This is a genomic window from Stutzerimonas sp. R40042, assembly GCF_026642215.1.
GTDB lineage: Bacteria > Pseudomonadota > Gammaproteobacteria > Pseudomonadales > Pseudomonadaceae > Stutzerimonas > Stutzerimonas frequens.
Window position 1 is genome coordinate 2,712,132 of the sequence record NZ_CP113258.1, and the last position, 20,740, is coordinate 2,732,871.

The following is a 20,740-nucleotide window of genomic DNA, read 5'->3' on the forward strand; positions in this document are numbered from 1 at the left end:
TCACGCAAGAGCTTTGCGCATACGGAAGTGCGATGCCGAAATTCGCTTCGGCGGAGCAAGCAGGAAGTGCAGTCGGTACCGATTAATGATCAGCTGCGCCACCAACGGAGCGGCGGTACCGATCAGCGTACCGACCAACAAATGGACCGTAATCGAATCGATCCCCATGAACTTACTGAGTATCACGCGTACACCACTGCCCGCCAGGATATGCATCAGGTAGATGGTCATCGACGAAGCGCCAATGAACAGCAACCAGTCGACCCGGTACTGCCCAAGCCACATTGACAGCGCGACCATGAAGAAAATGGAGACGGTGGCCAAGGCCAAGACCGGCAAACCACCATCGGTGTAATTCATGCCAAACGTCACGTGAAACAGATACTGCCCAGCTATGAACATGGCACCGAAGACGAGCGTGAGCGAAGAATATCGCGCCAGAAAAAAAGCCTTGACTTCATTGAACCAGACACCCAACGCAAAAAACACTGTATTGCCCAGGATGAAGCGCGTCATGTTGTTGATGGTCAGGTCCTGCTGGAAAACGAACAACACACCAAACAGCACTACAAACGGCAGGAAGAACCGGCGGTCTGCCTTCGCATAAAGGAAGGTGCAAACCACGAACACCAGGAACAGTGCATACAAAAACCAGAACTGCGCCCGAGGCATCCACAGCAGCGAGAAAACCTCGACCAAAGTCACTTGGCCATTCGTGTAGTTCGAGAGCGCGACTTCGAACAAACCCTGCAGCAGAGACCAGACGATAAACGGATAAGCGATCGTATCGATCTTGTTGATGATCAACCCGCCCCTGCCCCGCTTCTGCAGCGAGTCAAAGAAGAACAACCCCGACAGAAAGAAGAACAACGGCATATGGAAGCTGTAGATGATGCTATCCACCAGCACGAACTCTGCCTCATCCATCGGCAACCCCGCGTTGAATACCCCACGCGCGACATGCCCGTACACAACGAGGATGATCCCTATCGCCTTGGCATAGTCAACCCAAACGTTTCTCTCCTGCATGGTGTTGTTCTCCTTGTATGTCAGCCAAATAAGCAGGCGGCATCCACTACTCAGGAACGAGCGGATGGTGGAGATAGACAACAGCTTTTTCGGTTGGTTTAGCGCCCGGGCTTGCGGACCGCTCCTGTGCATGCTCAACTCGCCCCAGATGCCCCACAGCCGGCGCAGCTCACTCGGCGAGCGGCTTGTCATGCCGGATCAGCCCTCAACCCACTCGGACCCGAAGCGTGCCCGACACGAGACTGCCATCCTGTTCGATTCTGCTGCTCGCCGGCGGTCGTGGGCAGCGCATGGGAGGACGGGACAAAGGCCTTATCGAATGGCGCGGGCGTCCGCTGATCGCCTGGCTGCACGATCTGGTACGCCCCCTGACGGAAGACCTGCTCGTTTCCTGCAACCGCAACCGATCGCGTTATGCGATCTACGCGGATCGACTGGTGCATGACATCAGCGAAGATTACCCTGGCCCCCTCGCGGGTATACGAGCCGGCCTGGCAGCTGCGCGCGGCCAATGGCTGCTGCTGCTGCCCTGCGATACGCCGCTGATCGACCAACAGTTGCTTCGATCACTTTGCTCCGCCGCAATCGCAGCACCGGGCAAACCGGTCATGCTACGCCGCGGACAGCAGTGGGAACCGTTGTTCAGCATCATCCCGACCTCGTTGACACCAGAGGTCGAAGCTCATTGGCTGGCCGGCGAGCGCAGCCCGCAGCGGCTTCTACTGAAGCTCGGAGCGCATGCCGTTCGGGTCGCCGAAGACGACATTCGCCTTGCCAATCTAAACACCCCGGAACTGCTTGCGGCCGCCGAGCTTGCGCTGGGAACTTCATCTGGGGGCGTTCCGTCCGATGTGTTAACCATACTTCAGAAGGAATAGCCTCATGCGCCAACGCTACTTCGCGACCCTGGTTCTTGCGCTGGGCTTCGGCATGCTCGCCGGCTGCGCCAACCCAAGCGTGATCACCCTGAACGACGGTCGGGAAATTCAAACTCTCGATCGGCCCGACTTCGATGATGAGTCCGGCTTCTACGAGTATGAACAGCTCGACGGCAAGCCTGGAAAAGTAAACAAGGACCAAGTGCGCACCGTACGTGAGTTATAAACCTCGGTCCCAGCGCCCCTCTAACGAGGCGGCGCAGGGACTCATGACTCTCGCCTTGGGCAGCCCTCTCGATCAAAAAAATCCTGCATAACGTCTTGTGCAGCAAAACTTTTTCTGTAGAATGCGCGCCATCTTCGGAGCGTAGCGCAGCTTGGTAGCGCGTCTCGTTCGGGACGAGAAGGTCGCTGGTTCGAATCCAGTCGCTCCGACCAGATCCCGCGTTCAGCACTAGTTGAACACATAAAAAGCCGGCCTAAGCGCCGGTTTTTTTATGCTCGCCATTCACTCCCGTTGTGGCGCACCGAGAAAACTGACAACCTGATTGGCCTCGAACGGCCAATCAAGCTCGGCGCCTGTATCCACACGCCGCAACACCGGGATGCGCAGCCCGTAATAATCGACCCATTCCGGGCTGTCCGCGATATCCATCAGTTCGACCAGCAACCCGTGCTCGACAAGAGGCATAAGCACCTCTTCTGCCTGCTCGCAGAGATGGCAGCCCAGCGTTCCGAAAAGTTGACATTCAGGCAGCATCTGTTGATCTCGAATCTGTTCGCAGCGCAAATTCTAGCAATTGATCCGCAGCCCGCCACGACTGCCCGTCCTGCCCAAACGGAGCAAGCACTCAAAAACTGTGAAATCGCCCCCACTGATTAGGCGATCTTGAGCGAGCCGTTCGACTCAGCCCAAGTAAAACGCTAGGATGCGGCCACCCGAGGCAACGCAGATTGTCCGGCGACACCCCGTTAGTCTTTAACCGCCAGGCTCACGCAATGCGCGAAACCGATCCGCATTCGAACTGCCCATCAACTGATGGCACGAGTGCGACGCTCTAGCACGTTGACTCGCGAGACTTGACGACTAAAGTCTAAAGGTTGAAAACCCTCTGTAATGTTTTATTGCATGGCGCCGTAAAGAGCGACTTCAGAGCATCATCCAACGAGGAGAAATAAGAAATGCTCAAGACCCCCATCGCCCGGGGCGTGGCCCTCGCCACTCTGGGAGCAACACTGGCTATCCCAACTATGGCCCAAGCCGCCTTCATCGAAGACACCAAGGCTGGTCTGGAACTGCGTAACTTCTACTACAACAGTGATAACCGCCAAGACGGCGCTGGCCAATCCAAGCAAGATGAATGGGCACAAGGCTTCCTGCTGCGCGTTGAGTCGGGTTATACCGAAGGCACAGTGGGCTTTGGTGTAGATGCATTGGGCCTGCTTGGCGTCAAACTGGATTCCAGTCCTGACCGCACCGGCACCGGCCTGCTGCCGGTTGGTGATTCTGGACGCGCTCCGGATGATTATTCCGAGCTGGGTCTGACCGCCAAGGCCAAAGTTTCCAAGAGCGTTCTGAAAGTCGGCACCTTGCAATTGAAGAACCCGGCGATTGGCACTAGCGACAGCCGTCTGCTGCCGGCCGTAATGCGCGGTGGCCAGCTGGTTTCCAACGAGATCGACGGTCTGACCCTGGACCTGGGTTATATCGACCAGATCAACAACCGCAACTCGACGAACTATGAAGACATGGTCGTCAATAATGCCGGTAAAAGCATTACTGGTACTGGCGGCGTAGAATCCGACGAGTTTGTCTATCTTGGCGGCACCTACAAGGTCACCAAGGATCTGAGCGCTTCGTACTACTACAGCAACCTGGAAGACTTCTACAAGCAGCACGCACTGAACCTTATTCATGTGCTGCCGATTGCTGACGGCCAGTCGCTGAAGACCGACCTGCGCTACCAGCGCTCGAAGGACGACGGCAACACCAACGTCGACAACAAGGCCTTCGGCGCCATGGTCACCTACTCGCTCAGTGGCCACAGCTTCGGTCTGGGTTACCAGAAGATGTCCGGTGATACCGGTTTCGCCTACGTTGGCGGCAACATCGACCCCTACCTCGTCAACTACGTGCAGATCGGCGACTTCGCGAAGACTGACGAGAAGTCCTGGCAAGCTCGCTACGACTTCAACTTTGCCGCCGTCGGCATCCCCGGCCTGACCTTCATGACCCGCTATCTCACCGGTGATGACTTCGGTGCCAATGGCGATGGCAAAGAGTGGGAGCGTGATACCGATATCGGCTACACCTTCCAGGAAGGTGCGCTGAAGAATCTGAACCTCAAGTGGCGTAACGCCACCTTCCGCTCCAACGGCACCGGTAGCGACATCGATCAGAACCGTCTGATCGTCAGCTACACCATCCCGCTGATGTAATAGCGGCTACTGCACTCGCTGCTGTAGACAAGAAAACCCGCTTCGGCGGGTTTTCTTTTTTGTCCCTGCCGTTCTGCCAAAACCAAACAATTAAACGCTGCCTACACCGCTCAACGAAGCGGGGAACCTTTGCCACGACGCAACGCTCGAAACTTGAGGCAACGGGGCCTTCCGCCCCTAGATTCGAGAGGAGCTGCGCATGTCTACCGAGTCCACTTTCGGCACCAGCGATAACACCCCGATTCCTGAAGGTCCCGCTGGGAGCACCCGCCCCCTGATCGATACATCCGCCCATCGTCGGAACCTGCAGGCCGCCCAGAATGCGCTGATCGAGGAATTTCATACACTCATCGGTGATACCGAACGCCTCCTTAGACACACGCAGGAATCTGCAGGCGGGCAGACCGAAGAGCTGCGCAACAAGATCAACGCAAACATCGCCAAGGCTCGTGAGATGCTCAAAGAGCGCGAGGGCTCCATGCGCGAGCAGGGCCAGGCTGCGATCCAGTGCACCGAGGAATATGTTCACACCCATCCCTGGCAATCGATCGGCATCGCTGCAGGCGTCGGATTTCTGCTCGGTCTGATCACACGTCGCTGATGGGAGTACCGCCAATGGATGCGAAGCCTGGCACCGAAGCTCCCAAGCCATCGCTCAAAAAGCTGGGCGGCGCGTTTGTCGGCCTGTTGCAAGGTCATCTGGAGCTAATCGGCATCGAGGTCCAGGAGGAAAAAGCTCGCACGTTCCGGCTGTTTCTTCTCGCGGGAATCAGTCTGATCTTTGGCCTTCTGATTCTTGTCGGGCTCTCCGCGGCGATCGTAATCGCCTTCTGGGAAACCCATCGAATGGCGGCGATTCTCACGCTGTGTGCGGTTTATGCACTGGCGATGATTATCTGCATCAGCCGCGCGGTTTCGCTCGCCAAGCAATGTGCAGCGCCGTTCCAGGCGACACTTGAAGAGCTGGAACGCAATCGGGAGCGTCTACTGCCATGAGCCAGCCACTGAGCACTTCTAACGATCTGAGCATGCGCAAGGATCTGGTACGCCTGCGCATGGAGATGCACCGCCAGCAGCTGCTTTATCATGCACAACCCCTGTCCCACCCTCTGCAGCAGGTGAGAAGCTTCATGACGTCTCGCCGCTCCGATGCCGAGACGTCATCTGGCAAGGGTCCGGTGATGATTGCGGCTACGGTTGCACTCGCGTTATTCGGCCGCCGTCTCGGAAAGGTCGGAAAACTGGCTCGTATCGCACTGACCCTCTACCCGTTGATCAAGGGCCAGCAGAAACTGCGCCAGAAACTGCATTGAGCGGCTTTCGCCCGCTCAATGCAGAACTCCCGCAATCGCTACTCTGCAGCCTTACCCAGGGCCGGCCAGCCTGCGCTCCTGCGGCACCTTTCATGCGATAGTAGCGATCGGTCGATGGACGGTTATGGTAGTTTTGCACCAGCCCGCTGATGGCAATATGGAGATAGTCCTTGGACTGGCACACACTGCTTACCCGTGAACGACTCGGCAAGTCCGCCCATAGCAGCGACGAGCTGGGACGCAGCCCGTTTCACAAGGATCACGACCGCATCATTTTCTCCGGGGCGTTCCGCCGCCTCGGGCGCAAGACCCAGGTACACCCCGTTTCAAGCAACGACCATATCCATACACGCCTGACCCACTCGCTGGAGGTAAGCTGCGTCGGGCGGTCTCTCGGCATGCGTGTCGGCGAGGTGTTGCGCGATGAGCTGCCAGAATGGTGCAGCCCCGCCGATCTCGGGATGATCGTTCAATCCGCCTGCCTGGCCCACGACATAGGCAACCCACCGTTCGGTCACTCCGGTGAAGACGCCATTCGCTGTTGGTTCCAGCAGGCTGCCGGACGCGGCTGGCTCGACGAGATGACGGATTCGCAGCGAGCCGACTTCCTCAATTTCGAGGGCAACGCACAGGGCTTTCGCGTACTCACCCAATTGGAATATCACCAGTTCGACGGTGGCACTCGCCTGACTTACGCCACTCTGGGCACTTACCTGAAGTACCCATGGACATCACGTCACGCCGAGGCGCTCGGCTACAAGAAGCACAAGTTCGGTTGCTATCAGAACGAGTTGTCGCTGCTGGAACAGATCGCGCAGAAGCTAGACCTGCCCAAGGTTGCCGATCAACGCTGGGCTCGCCATCCCCTTGTTTATCTAATGGAGGCAGCCGACGACATCTGTTATGGGCTGATCGACCTGGAAGACGGTCTGGAGATGGAGCTGCTCGACTATGCCGAGGTGGAAGCCCTGCTGCTTGGGCTGGTGGGCGATGACATTCCGGAAACCTATCGCCAGCTGGGGCCACGCGATTCGCGACGGCGCAAGTTGGCGATTCTGCGCGGCAAGGCGATCGAGCACCTGACCAACGCCGCCGCCACAGCGTTCGTCGAGCAGCAGCACAACCTGCTGCGAGGCGAGCTTCATGGTGATCTGGTCGAGCACATGCACGGCCCGGCCAAGGCCTGCGTCGTGCAGGCAAAAGCAATGGCCCGTCAGAAGATATTCCAGGACAAGCGCAAGACGTTGCACGAGATCGGCGCCTACACAACGCTGGAAATCCTCCTCAACGCCTTCTGCGGTGCAGCACTGGAACAGCACCGCGGAGGCAATCCCTCTTTCAAGAATCAGCGCATCCTCGATCTGCTTGGGCGCAGCGCACCCGCGCCCGGCCTACCGCTGTATCAGTCATTCCTGCGCATGATCGATTTCATCGCCGGAATGACCGACAGTTACGCCACCGAAATGGCCGGCGAAATGACCGGCCGCTCCAGCCCGGTCTGACGTCCATGAAACGCCTGCTGCGACAGAGCATCCGTTGGCACCCCGGGCGCCCTGCCTGGGGCGCTGCGATGGTGGCCGGTTTCGGTTGCGCCTTACCGCTTCTACTAGGCTTGTTCAGCGGCCACCCCGGATTCCTCTGGGCGACAGTCGGGGCTTTCCAGGCGGCCAAGGCGAACCCCCTGCACCGCTTCGGCATGCTGCGCATGCTCCTGCTCATTGCGCTGGGGGCCGGTAGCGCCGGCCTGGGCTACTGGTCCGCCACCCACCCGCTGATAAGCCTTGGACTGTTCGCCTTCTACGGGCTGCTCCTGGCCTGGCTTCAGCGCTTCGGCAGCGAGGCGGGCAAGCTGGGAATAGGCCTGGCGATCTGTCTGTGCCTTGGCCAGGGACAGCATGGCATTGCCGACTTCAACAACCCCTACGCAATTGCCTTTCTGTTCGCGCTTGGAGGGCTCTGGGTGACACTGCTGGCATTCGGCTTGCGCGGCATGCATGGTCTGCGCATGTGGCCGTACATGCCGCGACTGCTGAGCATTCTGCGCGTGCTGCGCCGGCACGCTAGGCGGACGCCGATCCGGCAGTGGCGAGTGCACGCACTGACGTACATGCTGGCCGGCGCGCTGGGCGGTGTGATTGTGAATATGGCGCAGCTGCCGAGAGGCTACTGGCTGACGCTGGCGGTGTTCACAACGTTGCAGATGGACCTGGAACGCAGCCTGGTCCGTGCCCTGCAGGCCAGCCTCGGAATCCTGGCCGCCGCCGCCATCCTCATCTACATCGGTCATGGCCTGGCCGACCCACCGCTGATGGTGATGATCCTGCTGCCGCTGGTGGTACTCGGCAGGGCCTTCCAGGCGAATCACTACGGGCTGTTCGTGCTGCAGACCACCCTGCTCTTCCTGCTGCTTGCGGAAACTCTAGCGCAGGACTGGAATCTGCCGCAGATACGCCTCGTCAATGCCAGCATCGGCGTAGGCGTAGCATTGTTCATCGCAGCGCTGATGCACCTGCTGCATCTGCTGCTGGCCAGGCGCTCACGAAGGAAAGCCCAGCTGGCAGCAGCGCAACGAACCGACGAGCAGACTACTTCTCGGTCCTGATCGGGTTTTCCGGATACCACACATCCATCAGCGGGCTGACGCTGTACTCGGCAAGCTCGCCGCGGCCCTTCAGCCAGGCATCCACCTTGGCGCGCTGCTCCTCGGTAACCGAGCCACGGCGCGCCAGGCAGACGAACCCGTAGTCTTCACCGCCGATATAGCCAAGGTCGTTGGCTTCCATCGCCTCGCTGATGAACGCTTCCAGGAAGTCATCCACGGCCTTGCTTTCGATACCGTCGCGATAGGTGAGATTGATCTCGAAGCCCAGCTCCTGGAACTCATCGACACAGAGTTTCTTGCGCAGGCGACGCGAACGATTGGTAGCCATTGGATCGATCCTTTTTTCTACGTGATGACGGCGCGCACTCTAACAGCAACCCGATGCCAAGGCGATGACCGAGAACCGGCTTCGCAACGGCTCGCCATCTTGTTTTGCAGTAATCCGTGTGACGCAGCTACGCTTATCGGATAGAGGCACAGCGCCTCTACGGGCCGGGCATAATGGCCCGCAATCGTTCCCTTGGTGCAGTGGGAAATCGCATGCCGAATCGAATCACCAGCAGCTCCCTGTGTGCGCTCAGAGGCGCTCGCAAATGAACAGAATCCTTCGTGGTATCTCCTTGGCCGTTCTGGCCTTGCCCATTGCGCTACCGATTCATGCGGCCGGCGTGAACCAGACGCTGCCTGCCCGTGTAGAGCAGGCATTGAAGGCCAACAAGATCAACAGCGATGCGCTGTCCGTGGTCATGCTGCCGCTCACCGGCGACGCCGCGCCGACGTACGTCAATGCGGACGTCTCGGTCAATCCAGCTTCGACGATGAAGTTGGTCACGACCTATGCTGCGCTCGAACTGCTCGGTCCCAATCACCAATGGAAAACCGAGTTCTATTCCGATGGTCCGCTAGTGGACGGCGTGCTTAACGGCAATCTTTATCTGAAAGGTGGCGGCGACCCAAAGCTGAACATGGAGAAGCTCTGGCTGCTGCTGCGCGATCTGCGCGCCAACGGCGTTAGCAAAGTCACTGGCGATCTGGTGTTGGATCGCAGCCACTTCGTCCAACCCGACCTGCCGGTATTCGACGATGACGGCGGTGACCAGAACAAGCCGTTCCTGGTCGGGCCGGATTCATTGCTGGTCAACCTCAAAGCCCTGCGCTTCATCGTGCGCAACGATGGCGGCAAGGTGAACGTGGCGGTCGAGCCGCCCATCGCCAGCGTACGCGTCGACAACCGAGTTAAGGCGCTGCCGGCGGCCAAGTGTCCAGGCTGGCCGGACGTGCTGTACAACCCGGTCACCAACGGCGACGGCGTTACCGTGGTGGTCACTGGCAAGCTCGCCGCTGGCTGCAGCGCGCAGACCTATCTTTCCCTGTTGGATCACGAACGCTATGCCGCCGGTGCGGTACGCGCCATCTGGGGCGAACTGGGCGGGAGCATCCTCGGCACTGACCGTGTCGCTCAGGTACCAAGCAGTGCCCGCCTGCTGGCCAGGGCCTACTCGCCGGACCTCACCGAGATCATTCGTGACGTCAACAAGTACAGCAACAACACCATGGCCAAACAGCTGTTCCTGAGCCTTGGTGCGGCATTCCGCAACGACGCGGATGCCGATGATGCGAAGGCGGCCCAGCGAGTAATCCGCCAGTGGCTGGCAAAGAAGGGACTGATCTCCCCACATTTGGTGATCGAGAATGGCTCCGGCCTTTCCCGTGCCGAGCGGGTCAGCGCGCGCGAGCTGGCGAGCCTGCTGCAGGCTGCCTGGCGCAGCCCCTACTCGGCCGAGTTCATCTCGTCGATGCCCCTGGCAGCAGTCGACGGCACCATGCGCAAGCGCCTGCGCAACACACCGGTCGCCGGCAAGGCACATGTGAAGACGGGCACACTGAACACGGTGCGCGCGATCGCGGGCTACAGCCGAGACGGCAACGGCAATGTCTGGGCTGTAGTGGCGATCCTCAACCACCCGCGCCCATGGGGTGCCTCATCGATTCTCGATCAGGTGCTGGTCAGCCTGTACAACCAGCGCGGCGAAAGCACCGCTCAGCGCTGATCGCTCCAGGCAGACCTGATCATCACCGTGCCTGGAGTTTCCAGGCGCGGTGGATGCGCGGATTACGGCGGAAGTCTTCATCCAGCGTTGAAGCGGTGATTTCCTCTACCGCGTAACGATCCGCCAAGCTTGCGTCCAGCACGAATTTGCGGAAGTTGTTGGAGAAGTACAGCGTCCCGCCGGTAGCAAGGCGCGCCATGGCCAGGTCGAGCAAGGCGACGTGGTCACGCTGCACGTCGAACACACCTTCCATGCGTTTGGAGTTCGAGAAGGTCGGCGGGTCGATGAAGATCAGGTCATATTCGCCGCGATCCGCTTCCAGCCAGGCCATCACGTCTCCCTGCTCCAGCCGCTGGCGGTCCGAGAAGCCGTTGAGCGAAAGGTTGCGCCGCGCCCAATCCAGGTAGGTCTTGGACAAATCTACACTGGTGGTACTGCGCGCTCCGCCCTTGGCCGCGTGCACCGTCGCCGTCGCGGTGTAGCAGAACAGGTTGAGAAAGCGCTTCCCGGCCGCTTCGCGCTGGATGCGCAGGCGCAGCGGGCGATGATCGAGGAACAGGCCGGTATCCAGGTAGTCGGTCAGGTTGACCAGCAGCTTGACGCCACCCTCGCCGACCTCGAGAAATTGACCCTGAGCGGCCTGGCGCTCGTACTGACGCGTGCCGGTCTGCCGCTCACGACGTTTGACCACAACCTTCTCACGCGCAATGCCCAGCGCCGACGGAATGGCCGCCAGGGCATCGAGCAGGCGAGCCTGGGCCTTGTCCGGATCGATGGAGCGTGGCGGAGCATATTCCTGCACATGCACCCAATCGCGATACAGATCGACCGCGAGAGCGTATTCCGGCATATCGGCATCGTACAGCCGATAACATTCGATGCCCTCGCGACGCGCCCATTTGCCGAGCTGACGCAGGTTCTTCTGCAAGCGGTTGGCAAACATCTGCCCGCCTTCGCTCAGTCGTGCCTGCTCCACCGGGGTCTGCTGAGGCTGTGACTCGGTGGAGGCAACGCGTTGACCGGTAACGAACTGGTCCAGCTCGACCTTGATCAGCAGCAGCTTGCACGGCAGCGCGCCGTTCCAGAATGCATACTGCTTGTGGCTGCGGATCCCCATGCGCTTGCCAAGGTCCGGGGCGGCAGTGAACACGGCGGCCTCCCAGCCGAGGCAAGCCTGGCGCAGGCGCTCGCCGAGGTTCTGATAGAGATAAAGAAGGCTCGCCTCGTCACCCAGACGCTCGCCGTAGGGCGGGTTGCAGATGACAAGCCCCTTCTGGTTCTGGTCCGGGCGCGGCTCGAAAGTCCCGACGTCGCCCTGGTAGATGCGGATCCAGTTCGACAGCCCGGCGCGCTCGATATTGTTGCGCCCAGGCTGGATCAGGCGTGGATCGGCTTCGTAGCCACGAATCCACAGCGGCGTTCTGGCCAGACCGGATTGCGCACGCGAGCGCGCCTCTTCATGCAAGCGGTTCCATAGCGCCGGCACATGACCAAGCCAGGCGCTGAATCCCCAGCGCTCGCGCTTGAGGTTCGGCGCGATATCGGCCGCCATCATCGCGCCCTCGACGAGAAAGGTACCCACGCCGCACATGGGATCGGTCAGCGCACCACCCGCAGCGGCGATACGCGGCCAGCCGGCACGGATGAGGATCGCCGCTGCCAGGTTTTCCTTCAGCGGGGCCGCGCCCTGCTGCAACCTGTAGCCACGCTGATGCAGGCTGTGCCCTGACAGATCCAGCGACAGGACCGCCTGTCCCTTGTCGAGCCGCAGGTGTACCCGCAAATCCGGATCGAGCTTATCGATCCTTGGGCGCTCGCCCGAGGCAGTACGCAGCCGATCGACGATCGCGTCCTTGACCTTCAGCGCACCGAAATGCGTGTTGTCGATGCCCGAGCCACGCCCGCTGAACTCCACTGCGAGGCTGCCGGACGGCAACATGTGCTCCGCCCAATCGACTGCATGCACCCCCTGGTAGAGCGTTTCGGCATCCGTCGTCGAGAAGCGGCTCAGTACCAGCAGCACACGGTTTGCCAGACGTGACCACAGGCATAGGCGGTACGCTACGTCCAGCGCTCCGTAGCCGCGGACCGCTGCCGTCTGCTCGCGGGGTTCTTCCAGGCCGAGCTGGGTGGCTTCCTCAAGTAGCAGGCCTTCGAGTCCCTTGGGGCAGGTCAGTATCAGTTCATGGCGATCGGTCATGGTGGTTCCAGAAAGAGTGCTTCGGACCGCCACGACCCTTTCGTCGGAACAAGCCCAGCAGGAATGAATTACAGATGATTCGAAAAATTGCCGGTGCGCATTGCGACCGCGCTCAGTACTGCAGGTTACGCACAACGGTCGGCCGGCTTATGGGTAGATCCACAGATTCGTTACCTACTTATGACAAAACGATCGTTCCAGCGTACCAAGCATTGGGTTAGAACTCGTCCTAGGCCGGCATCGCAACGATGCCGGCGAGGCGCGCCACGCCGGCAGCGCGCTTCAATTGGCAGTCTATCTGCCCGGTCTCGCCATGAGGCCACAGGAACACCAGTCAACCACTGAGGGCAATACCCAATGAGAAGACTCAAGCGTGATCCGATGGAACGAGCATTTCTGCGCGGTTATCAACATGGCATACATGGCAAATCTCGCGACCTCTGTCCTTTCTCCCATCCCCAAGTTCGCCAAGCCTGGATCAACGGCTGGCGGGAGGGTCGCGGCGACAACTGGGATGGTCTGACCGGCACGGCCGGTCTGCATAGACTCAACGAACTTCACGCGGTCGGCTGATTCACCGATCCACCCGACTTGATACGGCACGCCCTACCCGGGCGGCGGGCTAGAAGCCCAGGGGCTCCAACAGGAGCCCCTTCCCGACAAATCAACGTGCCTGCGAGCGCAGGGCCGCAATGGCATCCACCGCCTCGCTGATCAGCGCCGGCCCCTTGTAGATGAACCCCGAGTAGAGCTGGACCAGACTGGCGCCCGCCTCGATCTTCTCCGCCGCATGCCTGCCCTCGGTGATGCCGCCCACGGCGATGATCGGCAAGCGCCCGCCGAGCGTCTGCGCCAGCACCCGAACGGTATGCGTGCTCTTGTCACGCACCGGCGCACCGGACAGCCCACCGGCCTCGTCCGCATGAGCCAAACCGGCCACCCCTTCCCGACCCAGCGTTGTGTTGGTTGCGATGATCGCATCCATACCGGCCTGGAACACCGCCTCACCTACCAGCGCGATTTCCTCGTCGGTCATGTCAGGGGCGATCTTGATCGCCAGCGGTACGCGCTTGCCATGCATGAGCTCAAGGTCTTCGCGGCGCAGACGCAGCGCTTCGAGCAGCTGCTTGAGCGAATCACCGAACTGCAGGCTGCGAAGGCCCGGCGTGTTGGGCGAGCTGACATTGACCGTGACGTAGCTGGCGTGGTGATAGACCTTCTCCAGGCACAGCAGGTAATCGTCCTCGGCACGCTCGACAGGGGTATCGAAATTCTTGCCGATGTTGATTCCCAGAACGCCCTTGAACCTGGCTGCCTCGACGCGTGCCAGCAAGGCATCGACCCCGTGGTTGTTGAATCCCATACGGTTGATGATCGCTTCGGCTTCCGGCAAGCGGAAAATCCGCGGTTTCGGGTTGCCAGGCTGCGGGCGCGGCGTCACGGTCCCAACTTCGATGAAACCGAACCCCAGCTGCGACAAACCACGAATCGCTTCGCCGTTCTTGTCCAGTCCGGCCGCCAGCCCCACGGGATTCGGAAAATCCAGCCCCATGACTCGTACCGGCAGATTGGCCGGCGCTTTACTCAGCATTGCGTTGAGCCCCAGACGCCCACCAGCGCCGATCAGCTCGAGAGAAAGCTCATGGGACGTTTCCGGGGATAACTTGAACAACAGCCGGCGGGCCAGGTTATACATACGCAGCCTAAGGTCTCGGGAAATGTGGTGGCGGAGTATAGCAGCACGAGGACCGTCCAGCCGCTGCCGATAGCATCCGGATGCGCCGCAGCAAACCGAGACCTGCGAGCTATTTCAGACGCCTCAGGCCGAGCAGCTGCCCTTGTTCGGCGAACTCCAGCTCGAATGAACCAAATACGCCTTCATGGGTCAGAAACGGGCGCAGGTGATGCGCGGGCAAGCTGACTCGCGTGCCGTCGCGGCTTCGAATCAGGACTCGATTCGCATGGCCCTGATACACCGCCTTCATTCGCTCGGCGGACAGCGCGATATCCAGCACCAGGTTCGGCATGGAGGCTCCTTGATGTTCAATTCAGCGATAGTGCCACAACGCCCTTCCCTCGTCGGTCAGGTCCGTATGCAGCGGCACCGCCGCGGATCGAGCAAAGCCCGTGCGCAAATCGCACAGGTCTGCCACACTTCGGCCGTAGCCCTGAGAGCTCAAGCATCATGATGAGCCTGCCCGAGCCAATGCCTTCACTGACAACTCAAATTGCACGACTTGCGCAACGCCTCGGGCTACGCTCCAAGGCTGCGCATTCGGTACTGCAGCGCGCCAGCAACCTGCAGCTGCCGTTCAGCCGCCTCCCGGAACCCGAGCCCAGCATTTTCTGGACTGACGGCCCTTGCCTGCAACGTCTGCTGGAACTGCCGCGCGGCGCGCTCTCCGGTCCGGTGCAGGAAGACAAAGCCCGCGCCCATGCGGCACTGACCCATCTGATCAGCAAGGACTGTATCCGGCTGCAGCTCGATCTCCGTCAGATCGACGGCTTTGGCGGCCCGCAGAGCGGCGGTGCCAGCTATGCGACATTCGAAGCCTTCGCCGCTACACCTGCCTGCCGGCAGATTCGAATCATCAGCTACAAGGATTTCGTTCGCACCCTGGGGGCGGCGCTGCCCGGTTTCGATACCGGTGCCCCAATCGAAGTGCGCCAGGCCAGCTGGCTGGGCGAACGGCTGTACTGGGCTGGCGAGCACCACCTGGAAGCCTTCGCCTGCGCCGTGGCCTATGCGCGCCTGCGCGGCCTGGAAGTGATGTTGCCGGCGGACGTCACCGACTATCGCCTGGACCGCTCAGGCGTTCACGCGCTGGATGCGGACTACCACGCCGTGACCATGCCCGCCCAGGCCTGGAGCGATCGCGAGTTCATGGCCCTGCTTCTCGACAGTCAGGTGCCCTATGCGCGTCTGACCCTGCTACGCGATACCAGCAATTCGGAACTGCTTCTGCTGGAGAAGCGTGACCCCACGGCCAACGCCATCGGTGAAGGGCTCAAGCTGGCCGGAGCACCGGACCTGATTCGCTACCTGCGAGACCTGCCGCAAATTACCCGCTTCAAGGTCGGGTTGCCCGCCCAGAACTGAACGCCGCGCGGCACCTGCGACCCCCTCATACCGAACCAATCGCAAATACGGCGCAGCGTCCCGGTCGGCTGGTGCGCCGTACACGCTCAAGCCTGGCTGGCCGCCTGAGGGCTGACGCCCGCAGAGCGGCCTGCAGGCCTTCAACCATGCGCAACCGACTGGGCTAGCCCCTGCAACTCACGGCTGGCCACCGCGTATATCGCATAGTCATTGCCGCTGGCGACTCGTAGCTCGGCCAACATCGAACGCCAGCGTTCCAGCTGCACCGGCCTTTGTGCCAGCCACGCATCGACCCGTTCACTGATCGGTTCCGGACCATTCTCCATCTGCAGCACGGACACCGTGATACTGCGCTGTTGCGAGTCGAGGTCGTCGCGGAAGCCTTCGCGGGCCAGCGCTTGCCAATTATTGGCCACCGGCATATTGGTCAACTGGTGCAGGTACCACGGCAGCTCCAGCGCTCCGCCGACGGCGAAGTAGGCAGCGGCAACCTGCGCCGGCACCTGTCCTGTTTCGTCGGCCGCCTCGAGGATCGGCAGCAAGGTGTACAGATGACTGGTGCCGGCGACCATCCGCGCCAGCAGCTCGGGCACGCCCGCTTCGGTGTAGCGCCGATAACGCTCCTGCCAATGGTCGCGGGTCGAGCCTTGCAGCAGCTCGTCCAGCTTCAGCCCGAGGGCTGCGACCCGAGGACCGAAGTGCGCGACGTCCCGCGCGGCATCGAGCTCGCTGCGACGGTTGCGCAGGAACCAGCGCGTCGCACGTCGGCCAAGCCGCATCAACTCGTCCATCAGCTTCAGCTGCAGGTCCGCGGGCACCTTGTAATCCAGCGCCTCGATCTGCCGGAACCAGTGCGGCAGATGGAAGATGTCGCGCACGATGACATAGGCGCCTGCGACGTTCGCCGCACTCATACCGGTCGCCTCGTTCAACCGCTGGACGAAGGTGATGCCCATGTTGTTGACCAGATCGTTGGCGATCTGCGTCGCGACGATCTCGCGTTTGAGGCGGTGCTGCAGCATCGCGGCGCGAAAACGTTCAGCCAACTGCTGTGGAAAGGCAGTGTCCATTTCCCGCGCAAGGTAATCGTCGTCGGGCACCCGTGAATCCAGTAGCGCTTTCTTGAGTTCGATCTTGCTGTAGGAGATAAGCACGGACAGCTCTGGCCGGGTCAGCCCCTTGCCAAGGTTCGCACGCTCAGCCAGCGCGTCATCGGACGGCAGGAACTCCAGCGATCGATCGAGCTGGCCCGTCGTCTCCAGCGCGCTGATCAGCCGGACATATTCACCGGCCCGTTCACGCGAGCGATGCTGTGCCTGGGATAACGCCTGGGTCTGCTTGTAATTGTTCTGCAGCACCAATTCGGCCACCGCGTCGGTCATCTCGAACAGCAGCTGGTTGCGTTGCTTGGCCGTCATGTCGCCGGCGCTGACCACCTCGTTCAACAGAATCTTGATATTGACCTCATGGTCGGAGCAGTCGACCCCGCCAGCGTTGTCGATGAAGTCGGTATTGCTCGCGCCACCATGTAACGCGTACTCGACCCGCCCCAACTGCGTCATGCCGAGGTTGCCGCCCTCGCCCACCACCTTGGCCTGCAACTCGTTGCCGTTGACCCGCACCGCATCGTTGGCCTTGTCCCCTACCTCGGCGTGGCTCTCGCTGCTGCTTTTCACATAGGTTCCGATTCCGCCGTTCCAGAGCAGGTCGACCGGTGCCTTGAGCAGCGCGTTGATCAGTTCGGCCGGGGTCAGCTGATCCGCCTCGATGGCGAAGCGCTCCTTCATCTGCGCAGTGATCGTCACCCGCTTCGCCGAGCGGGGGAACACGCCACCGCCCTCGGATATCAGCGAGGCGTCGTAATCGGTCCAGGCCGAGCGCGGCAGCGCGAACAGGCGCTTGCGCTCGGCAAAGCTGCGCGCAGGGTCGGGGTTCGGATCGATGAAGACATGCAGGTGGTTGAAGGCCGCCACCAGCTGCAGGGTTTCGGACATCAGCAGGCCGTTGCCGAACACGTCACCGGCCATGTCGCCGATGCCGATCACGCTGATGACGTCGGTCTGCACGTTGATGCCGCGTTCACGGAAATGGCGCTGCACCGACACCCAGGCGCCGCGCGCGGTGATGCCCATCTTCTTGTGGTCGTAGCCAGCCGAGCCGCCCGAAGCGAAAGCATCGCCGAGCCAGAAGTCGTACTCGGCGGCAATGCCGTTGGCAATGTCGGAAAAGCTCGCCGTGCCCTTGTCGGCCGCCACCACCAGATAGGGATCATCGCCGTCGTAGCGCAGCACGTTGGCCGGCGGTACCACCTGGCCTTCGCGCAGGTTGTCGGTGATATCCAGCAGACCGCTGATGAAGATGCGATAGCAGGCGATGGCTTCGGCCTGGATATCGTCGCGTGTCCCGCTACTTGGCAGGCGGCGCGGGACGAAGCCACCCTTGGCGCCACCAGGCACGATCACGGCGTTCTTCACCTGCTGCGCCTTGACCAGGCCAAGCACCTCGGTGCGGTAGTCCTCTTCGCGATCCGACCAGCGCAACCCGCCACGGGCGACTTTGCCGCCGCGCAGATGCACGCCCTCGACGCGCGGCGAGTAGACGAAGATCTCGTACATCGGCGCTGGCCGTGGCATCTCCGGGATGGCCCGCGGATCGAGCTTGAAGCTGAAATACGGCTTGGGTTTGCCGTTGGCGTCCGGCTGGTAGAAGTTGGTGCGCAAAGTGGCCTGGATCAGCGCCAGGTAGCGCCGCAGGATGCGGTCCTCGTTGAGCACCGCGACCTCATCGAGGGCGCTGAGGATCGCCTGCTCGAGGCGTTGCTGTTTGTCCGCCAGGTCGTCGTCGCCGAGCTTGCGCGCCAGATAGAAGCGCATCTTGAACAGCCGCACCAACTCGCGGGCGATGTCGGTGTGATTGAGCAACGCGCTGGCGATGTAACCCAGATCGAAGCCCATGCGAATCTGTTTGAGGTAGCGCGCGTACGCGCGCAGCAGCGCGACCTCGCGCCAGGTCAGCCCAGCGGTCAACACCAGCCGGTTGAACGCGTCGTTCTCGGCCAGACCACCATAGATGTGTATGAAGGCATCCTGCAGGGTTTCGTTGATCTCAAGCAGATCGATTTCCAGCCCATCGGCGTAGGTAAAGGCGAAATCGTGGATCCAGTAGTCACGGCCGTTCCTGTCGCGCAGGCGAAACGGAAATTCGCCGAGCACCCGCAGACCGAGGTTCTCCATGATCGGCAGGATGTCCGACAGCGGCAGCGGCGTATCCATGTGGTAGAGCTTGCAATGCAGACGGTTCTCGCCCGCCGTGATCGGCTGGTAGAAGCTCATCACCAGCGGGCGATCATCATTCAGGTCGAGCAGATGCTGCATGTCGACCGTGGCCGATTGAGCCGAGAAGCGCTCGCGGTAGCCCGCCGGAAAGCCCTTGGGAAACTCGCTGAGCAGATGCGTACCCTTCGCTTCACCGAAGCGCTCGACGACCAGCCCCTGATAGTCATCCTGCCAGGTGCGGCAGGCCTGCAGCACCTCCTGTTCGAGGCGCGCCGGGTCGACCTGCACCGGCTTGTTCGGATCGAGGCGCAGGATGAACTGCACACGCGTCAGCACCGATTCGGAGAAATAGGTGGAGAATTCGCAATCGCTGGCCTCGAGTCGCTCCTGCAGGACCTGCTGAATCTTCAACCGCGTCTCGGTCGAATAACTGTCGCGCGGCACATAGACCAGGCAGTAGCAGAAGCGCCGGTACGGGTCGAAGCGCAGGAACAGACGCAAGCGGTTGCGCTCCTGAATCTGCACGATAGCGATGGCGTTTTCGAACAACTCGTCGATCGGCGCCTGAAACAGTTCGTCTCGCGGCAGCACTTCAAGCACCTGCACCAGCTCCTTCGCCAGGTGCGCCGAGCTGCCGAAGTTGGCACGTTGCACGACGGTTTCCACCTTGCGGCGGATGAACGGGATGCGACGTACGCTCTGGGTGTATACCGACGAGGTGAACAGCCCGAGAAAACGGCATTCGCGCACGACACGACCCTGCTCGTCGAACTCGCGCAACGAGACGAAATCCGGGTAGGCCGGCCGATGCACGCGGCTGGGCATCGCTGCCTTGGCGAACGAGAGAAGAAGCGGCTCGCGCAGGTAGCTGACCGACTGGCTGGTAAGCGACTGCTCCTCGTCCGACAGCCCGGTGCGCATGCTGCGCGATAGACCCAGCAGCGAGCCTTCGTCATAGGCGATGCGTCCGCCGTCGCCCTGCTCCACTACGGAAAATTCCTCGTAGCCGAGGAAGGTGAAATGGTCATCGGCCAGCCAGCGCATGAAATCACGGATCTCATCCAGCTCGTCGGCGTCGATGCGCAGGTTGACCTGATCCAGCCGCGCCTGCAGGTCGCCGACCTTGCCTTTCATGGCAGCGAAATCACCGACCACCTGGCGCACATCGGCCAGCACGCCTAGCAGCGACTGCTCCAGCTCGCGCAACGCGGCTGCACTGGCGCAGCGGTCGATCTCGACGAAAATCAGCGACTCGGCGTGGCTGTCCGGCGCCCGCTGATCCTTGGGCAGCAATTCCAGCAGGGCACCATCGGCGGAACGTCTTACCTGCAGCACGCTGGTCTGCAGCGTATGAATGCTGTAACCGCGGCGGGTGAGCTCCATGCGCACCGAGTCGACCAGGAATGGCATGTCCGGATGCAGTACCTCGACCACGCTATGGGTCGACTGCCAGCCATGTTTCTCGTAGTCCGGGTTGAACACCTGCACTTCCGGCATGGCTGGATCGAAGCGCTCCAGGAGGCGCCAGCTGGCCAGCGTCGAACCGACCAGATCGCCCATGCGCCGCTCGGTGAGCTCGGTCAGCGCGACGATACCGAAGAACTGCTCGGCGAAGACGCTCAGCTGCGGCAGGATTTGGGGGTCTACGTGTTGTGCCAGTGCGGTCTGCAGTTGCTGCTGAAAGTCGGCCTTGCTGGCCGCTGAAAAGAACGCCATGTACGGCTCCGATTGGCTTGCTGGGGAAGACGTGTCGCTAGTGACTGACGCCACAGGTCGAAGGTTCAAGGTTAGTCTAGTCGAGGCGTAATGCAGTAAAGTGGCACGCCCCTGCCGCCTCCTGCGACAGACTGTTG

General features: G+C 61.2%; 18 protein-coding genes and 1 tRNA gene. 12 read left to right on the plus strand and 7 right to left on the minus strand.

Features of this window, described 5'->3' with window-relative positions; translation table 11 throughout:
* Positions 1-1,029 (minus strand): acyltransferase family protein, encoded by a 1,029-nt coding sequence (locus OUY36_RS12715; protein ID WP_102840412.1) that lies wholly within the window; start codon positions 1,027-1,029, stop codon positions 1-3.
* 227 nt (positions 1,030-1,256) lie between these two features.
* On the opposite strand from OUY36_RS12715, the gene mobA reads away from it, so the two are divergent.
* From mobA to OUY36_RS12730, 3 genes are all read left to right on the plus strand, one after another.
* Positions 1,257-1,907, plus strand: coding sequence for a molybdenum cofactor guanylyltransferase MobA (mobA, locus tag OUY36_RS12720; RefSeq protein ID WP_267934522.1), 651 nt, complete (start codon positions 1,257-1,259; stop codon positions 1,905-1,907).
* A 4-nt stretch (positions 1,908-1,911) separates the two neighbouring features.
* Entirely contained in the window at positions 1,912-2,133 is a 222-nt protein-coding gene (locus OUY36_RS12725; RefSeq protein ID WP_102840353.1) for a YgdI/YgdR family lipoprotein, read from the plus strand.
* A 135-nt stretch (positions 2,134-2,268) separates the two neighbouring features.
* Positions 2,269-2,345 (plus strand) — tRNA-Pro (locus OUY36_RS12730).
* Positions 2,346-2,415: 70 nt separating this feature from the next.
* On the opposite strand, the gene OUY36_RS12735 is transcribed toward OUY36_RS12730, so the two are convergent.
* Positions 2,416-2,667, minus strand: coding sequence for a glutaredoxin family protein (locus OUY36_RS12735; RefSeq protein ID WP_102840352.1), 252 nt, complete (start codon positions 2,665-2,667; stop codon positions 2,416-2,418).
* A 422-nt stretch (positions 2,668-3,089) separates the two neighbouring features.
* Here OUY36_RS12735 and OUY36_RS12740 point away from each other — a divergent pair, with 422 nt between their 5' ends.
* The 6 genes from OUY36_RS12740 to OUY36_RS12765 all read left to right on the plus strand — a co-directional run bounded on the left by OUY36_RS12740 (position 3,090) and on the right by OUY36_RS12765 (position 8,261).
* Complete coding sequence (locus OUY36_RS12740; RefSeq protein WP_110776645.1) at positions 3,090-4,346, plus strand: OprD family porin; 1,257 nt, start codon at positions 3,090-3,092, stop codon at positions 4,344-4,346.
* Positions 4,347-4,545: 199 nt separating this feature from the next.
* Positions 4,546-4,947: a DUF883 family protein gene (locus tag OUY36_RS12745; protein WP_267934525.1), complete on the plus strand. Its 402-nt coding sequence runs from the start codon at positions 4,546-4,548 to the stop codon at positions 4,945-4,947.
* Positions 4,948-4,961: 14 nt separating this feature from the next.
* Positions 4,962-5,342, plus strand: a complete 381-nt coding sequence (locus OUY36_RS12750) for a phage holin family protein (RefSeq protein WP_102840349.1) — start codon at positions 4,962-4,964, stop codon at positions 5,340-5,342.
* A complete protein-coding gene (locus tag OUY36_RS12755) occupies positions 5,339-5,659 on the plus strand; it encodes a hypothetical protein (protein ID WP_133456809.1) in 321 nt (106 codons plus the stop codon). Before OUY36_RS12750 ends, OUY36_RS12755 begins: the two co-directional genes overlap by 4 nt.
* Before the next feature lie 170 nt (positions 5,660-5,829).
* Positions 5,830-7,161 carry a deoxyguanosinetriphosphate triphosphohydrolase gene (locus OUY36_RS12760; RefSeq protein ID WP_102840347.1) on the plus strand — a complete coding sequence of 444 codons (1,332 nt, stop codon included), beginning with the start codon at positions 5,830-5,832 and terminating at the stop codon, positions 7,159-7,161.
* A 110-nt stretch (positions 7,162-7,271) separates the two neighbouring features.
* Positions 7,272-8,261, plus strand: a complete 990-nt coding sequence (locus OUY36_RS12765) for an FUSC family protein (protein WP_394375970.1) — start codon at positions 7,272-7,274, stop codon at positions 8,259-8,261.
* On the opposite strand, the gene OUY36_RS12770 is transcribed toward OUY36_RS12765, so the two are convergent.
* Positions 8,245-8,589 carry a YggL family protein gene (locus tag OUY36_RS12770; RefSeq protein ID WP_110776641.1) on the minus strand — a complete coding sequence of 115 codons (345 nt, stop codon included), beginning with the start codon at positions 8,587-8,589 and terminating at the stop codon, positions 8,245-8,247. The genes OUY36_RS12765 and OUY36_RS12770 overlap by 17 nt on opposite strands.
* Before the next feature lie 265 nt (positions 8,590-8,854).
* Between OUY36_RS12770 and dacB the strand changes: the two genes are divergently transcribed.
* Complete coding sequence (gene dacB / locus OUY36_RS12775; protein WP_267934529.1) at positions 8,855-10,312, plus strand: D-alanyl-D-alanine carboxypeptidase/D-alanyl-D-alanine endopeptidase; 1,458 nt, start codon at positions 8,855-8,857, stop codon at positions 10,310-10,312.
* A 22-nt stretch (positions 10,313-10,334) separates the two neighbouring features.
* On the opposite strand, the gene rlmKL is transcribed toward dacB, so the two are convergent.
* Positions 10,335-12,512 (minus strand): bifunctional 23S rRNA (guanine(2069)-N(7))-methyltransferase RlmK/23S rRNA (guanine(2445)-N(2))-methyltransferase RlmL, encoded by a 2,178-nt coding sequence (rlmKL, locus tag OUY36_RS12780; RefSeq protein ID WP_267934531.1) that lies wholly within the window; start codon positions 12,510-12,512, stop codon positions 10,335-10,337.
* A 357-nt stretch (positions 12,513-12,869) separates the two neighbouring features.
* On the opposite strand from rlmKL, the gene rmf reads away from it, so the two are divergent.
* Complete coding sequence (gene rmf / locus OUY36_RS12785) at positions 12,870-13,085, plus strand: ribosome modulation factor (protein ID WP_011913504.1); 216 nt, start codon at positions 12,870-12,872, stop codon at positions 13,083-13,085.
* A gap of 91 nt (positions 13,086-13,176) precedes the next feature.
* On the opposite strand, the gene OUY36_RS12790 is transcribed toward rmf, so the two are convergent.
* Together OUY36_RS12790 and OUY36_RS12795 are read right to left on the minus strand one after the other, a co-directional pair.
* On the minus strand, positions 13,177-14,208 hold the full coding sequence (locus tag OUY36_RS12790) for a quinone-dependent dihydroorotate dehydrogenase (protein WP_267934534.1): 1,032 nt from the start codon (positions 14,206-14,208) through the stop codon (positions 13,177-13,179).
* 109 nt (positions 14,209-14,317) lie between these two features.
* On the minus strand, positions 14,318-14,539 hold the full coding sequence (locus OUY36_RS12795; protein WP_063541030.1) for a DUF2835 domain-containing protein: 222 nt from the start codon (positions 14,537-14,539) through the stop codon (positions 14,318-14,320).
* 158 nt (positions 14,540-14,697) lie between these two features.
* Here OUY36_RS12795 and OUY36_RS12800 point away from each other — a divergent pair, with 158 nt between their 5' ends.
* Positions 14,698-15,612 carry a DUF6685 family protein gene (locus OUY36_RS12800; RefSeq protein ID WP_267934537.1) on the plus strand — a complete coding sequence of 305 codons (915 nt, stop codon included), beginning with the start codon at positions 14,698-14,700 and terminating at the stop codon, positions 15,610-15,612.
* Between the two features lie 140 nt (positions 15,613-15,752).
* On the opposite strand, the gene OUY36_RS12805 is transcribed toward OUY36_RS12800, so the two are convergent.
* Positions 15,753-20,603: an NAD-glutamate dehydrogenase gene (locus OUY36_RS12805; protein ID WP_267934539.1), complete on the minus strand. Its 4,851-nt coding sequence runs from the start codon at positions 20,601-20,603 to the stop codon at positions 15,753-15,755.
* Positions 20,604-20,740: the final 137 nt, after the last annotated feature.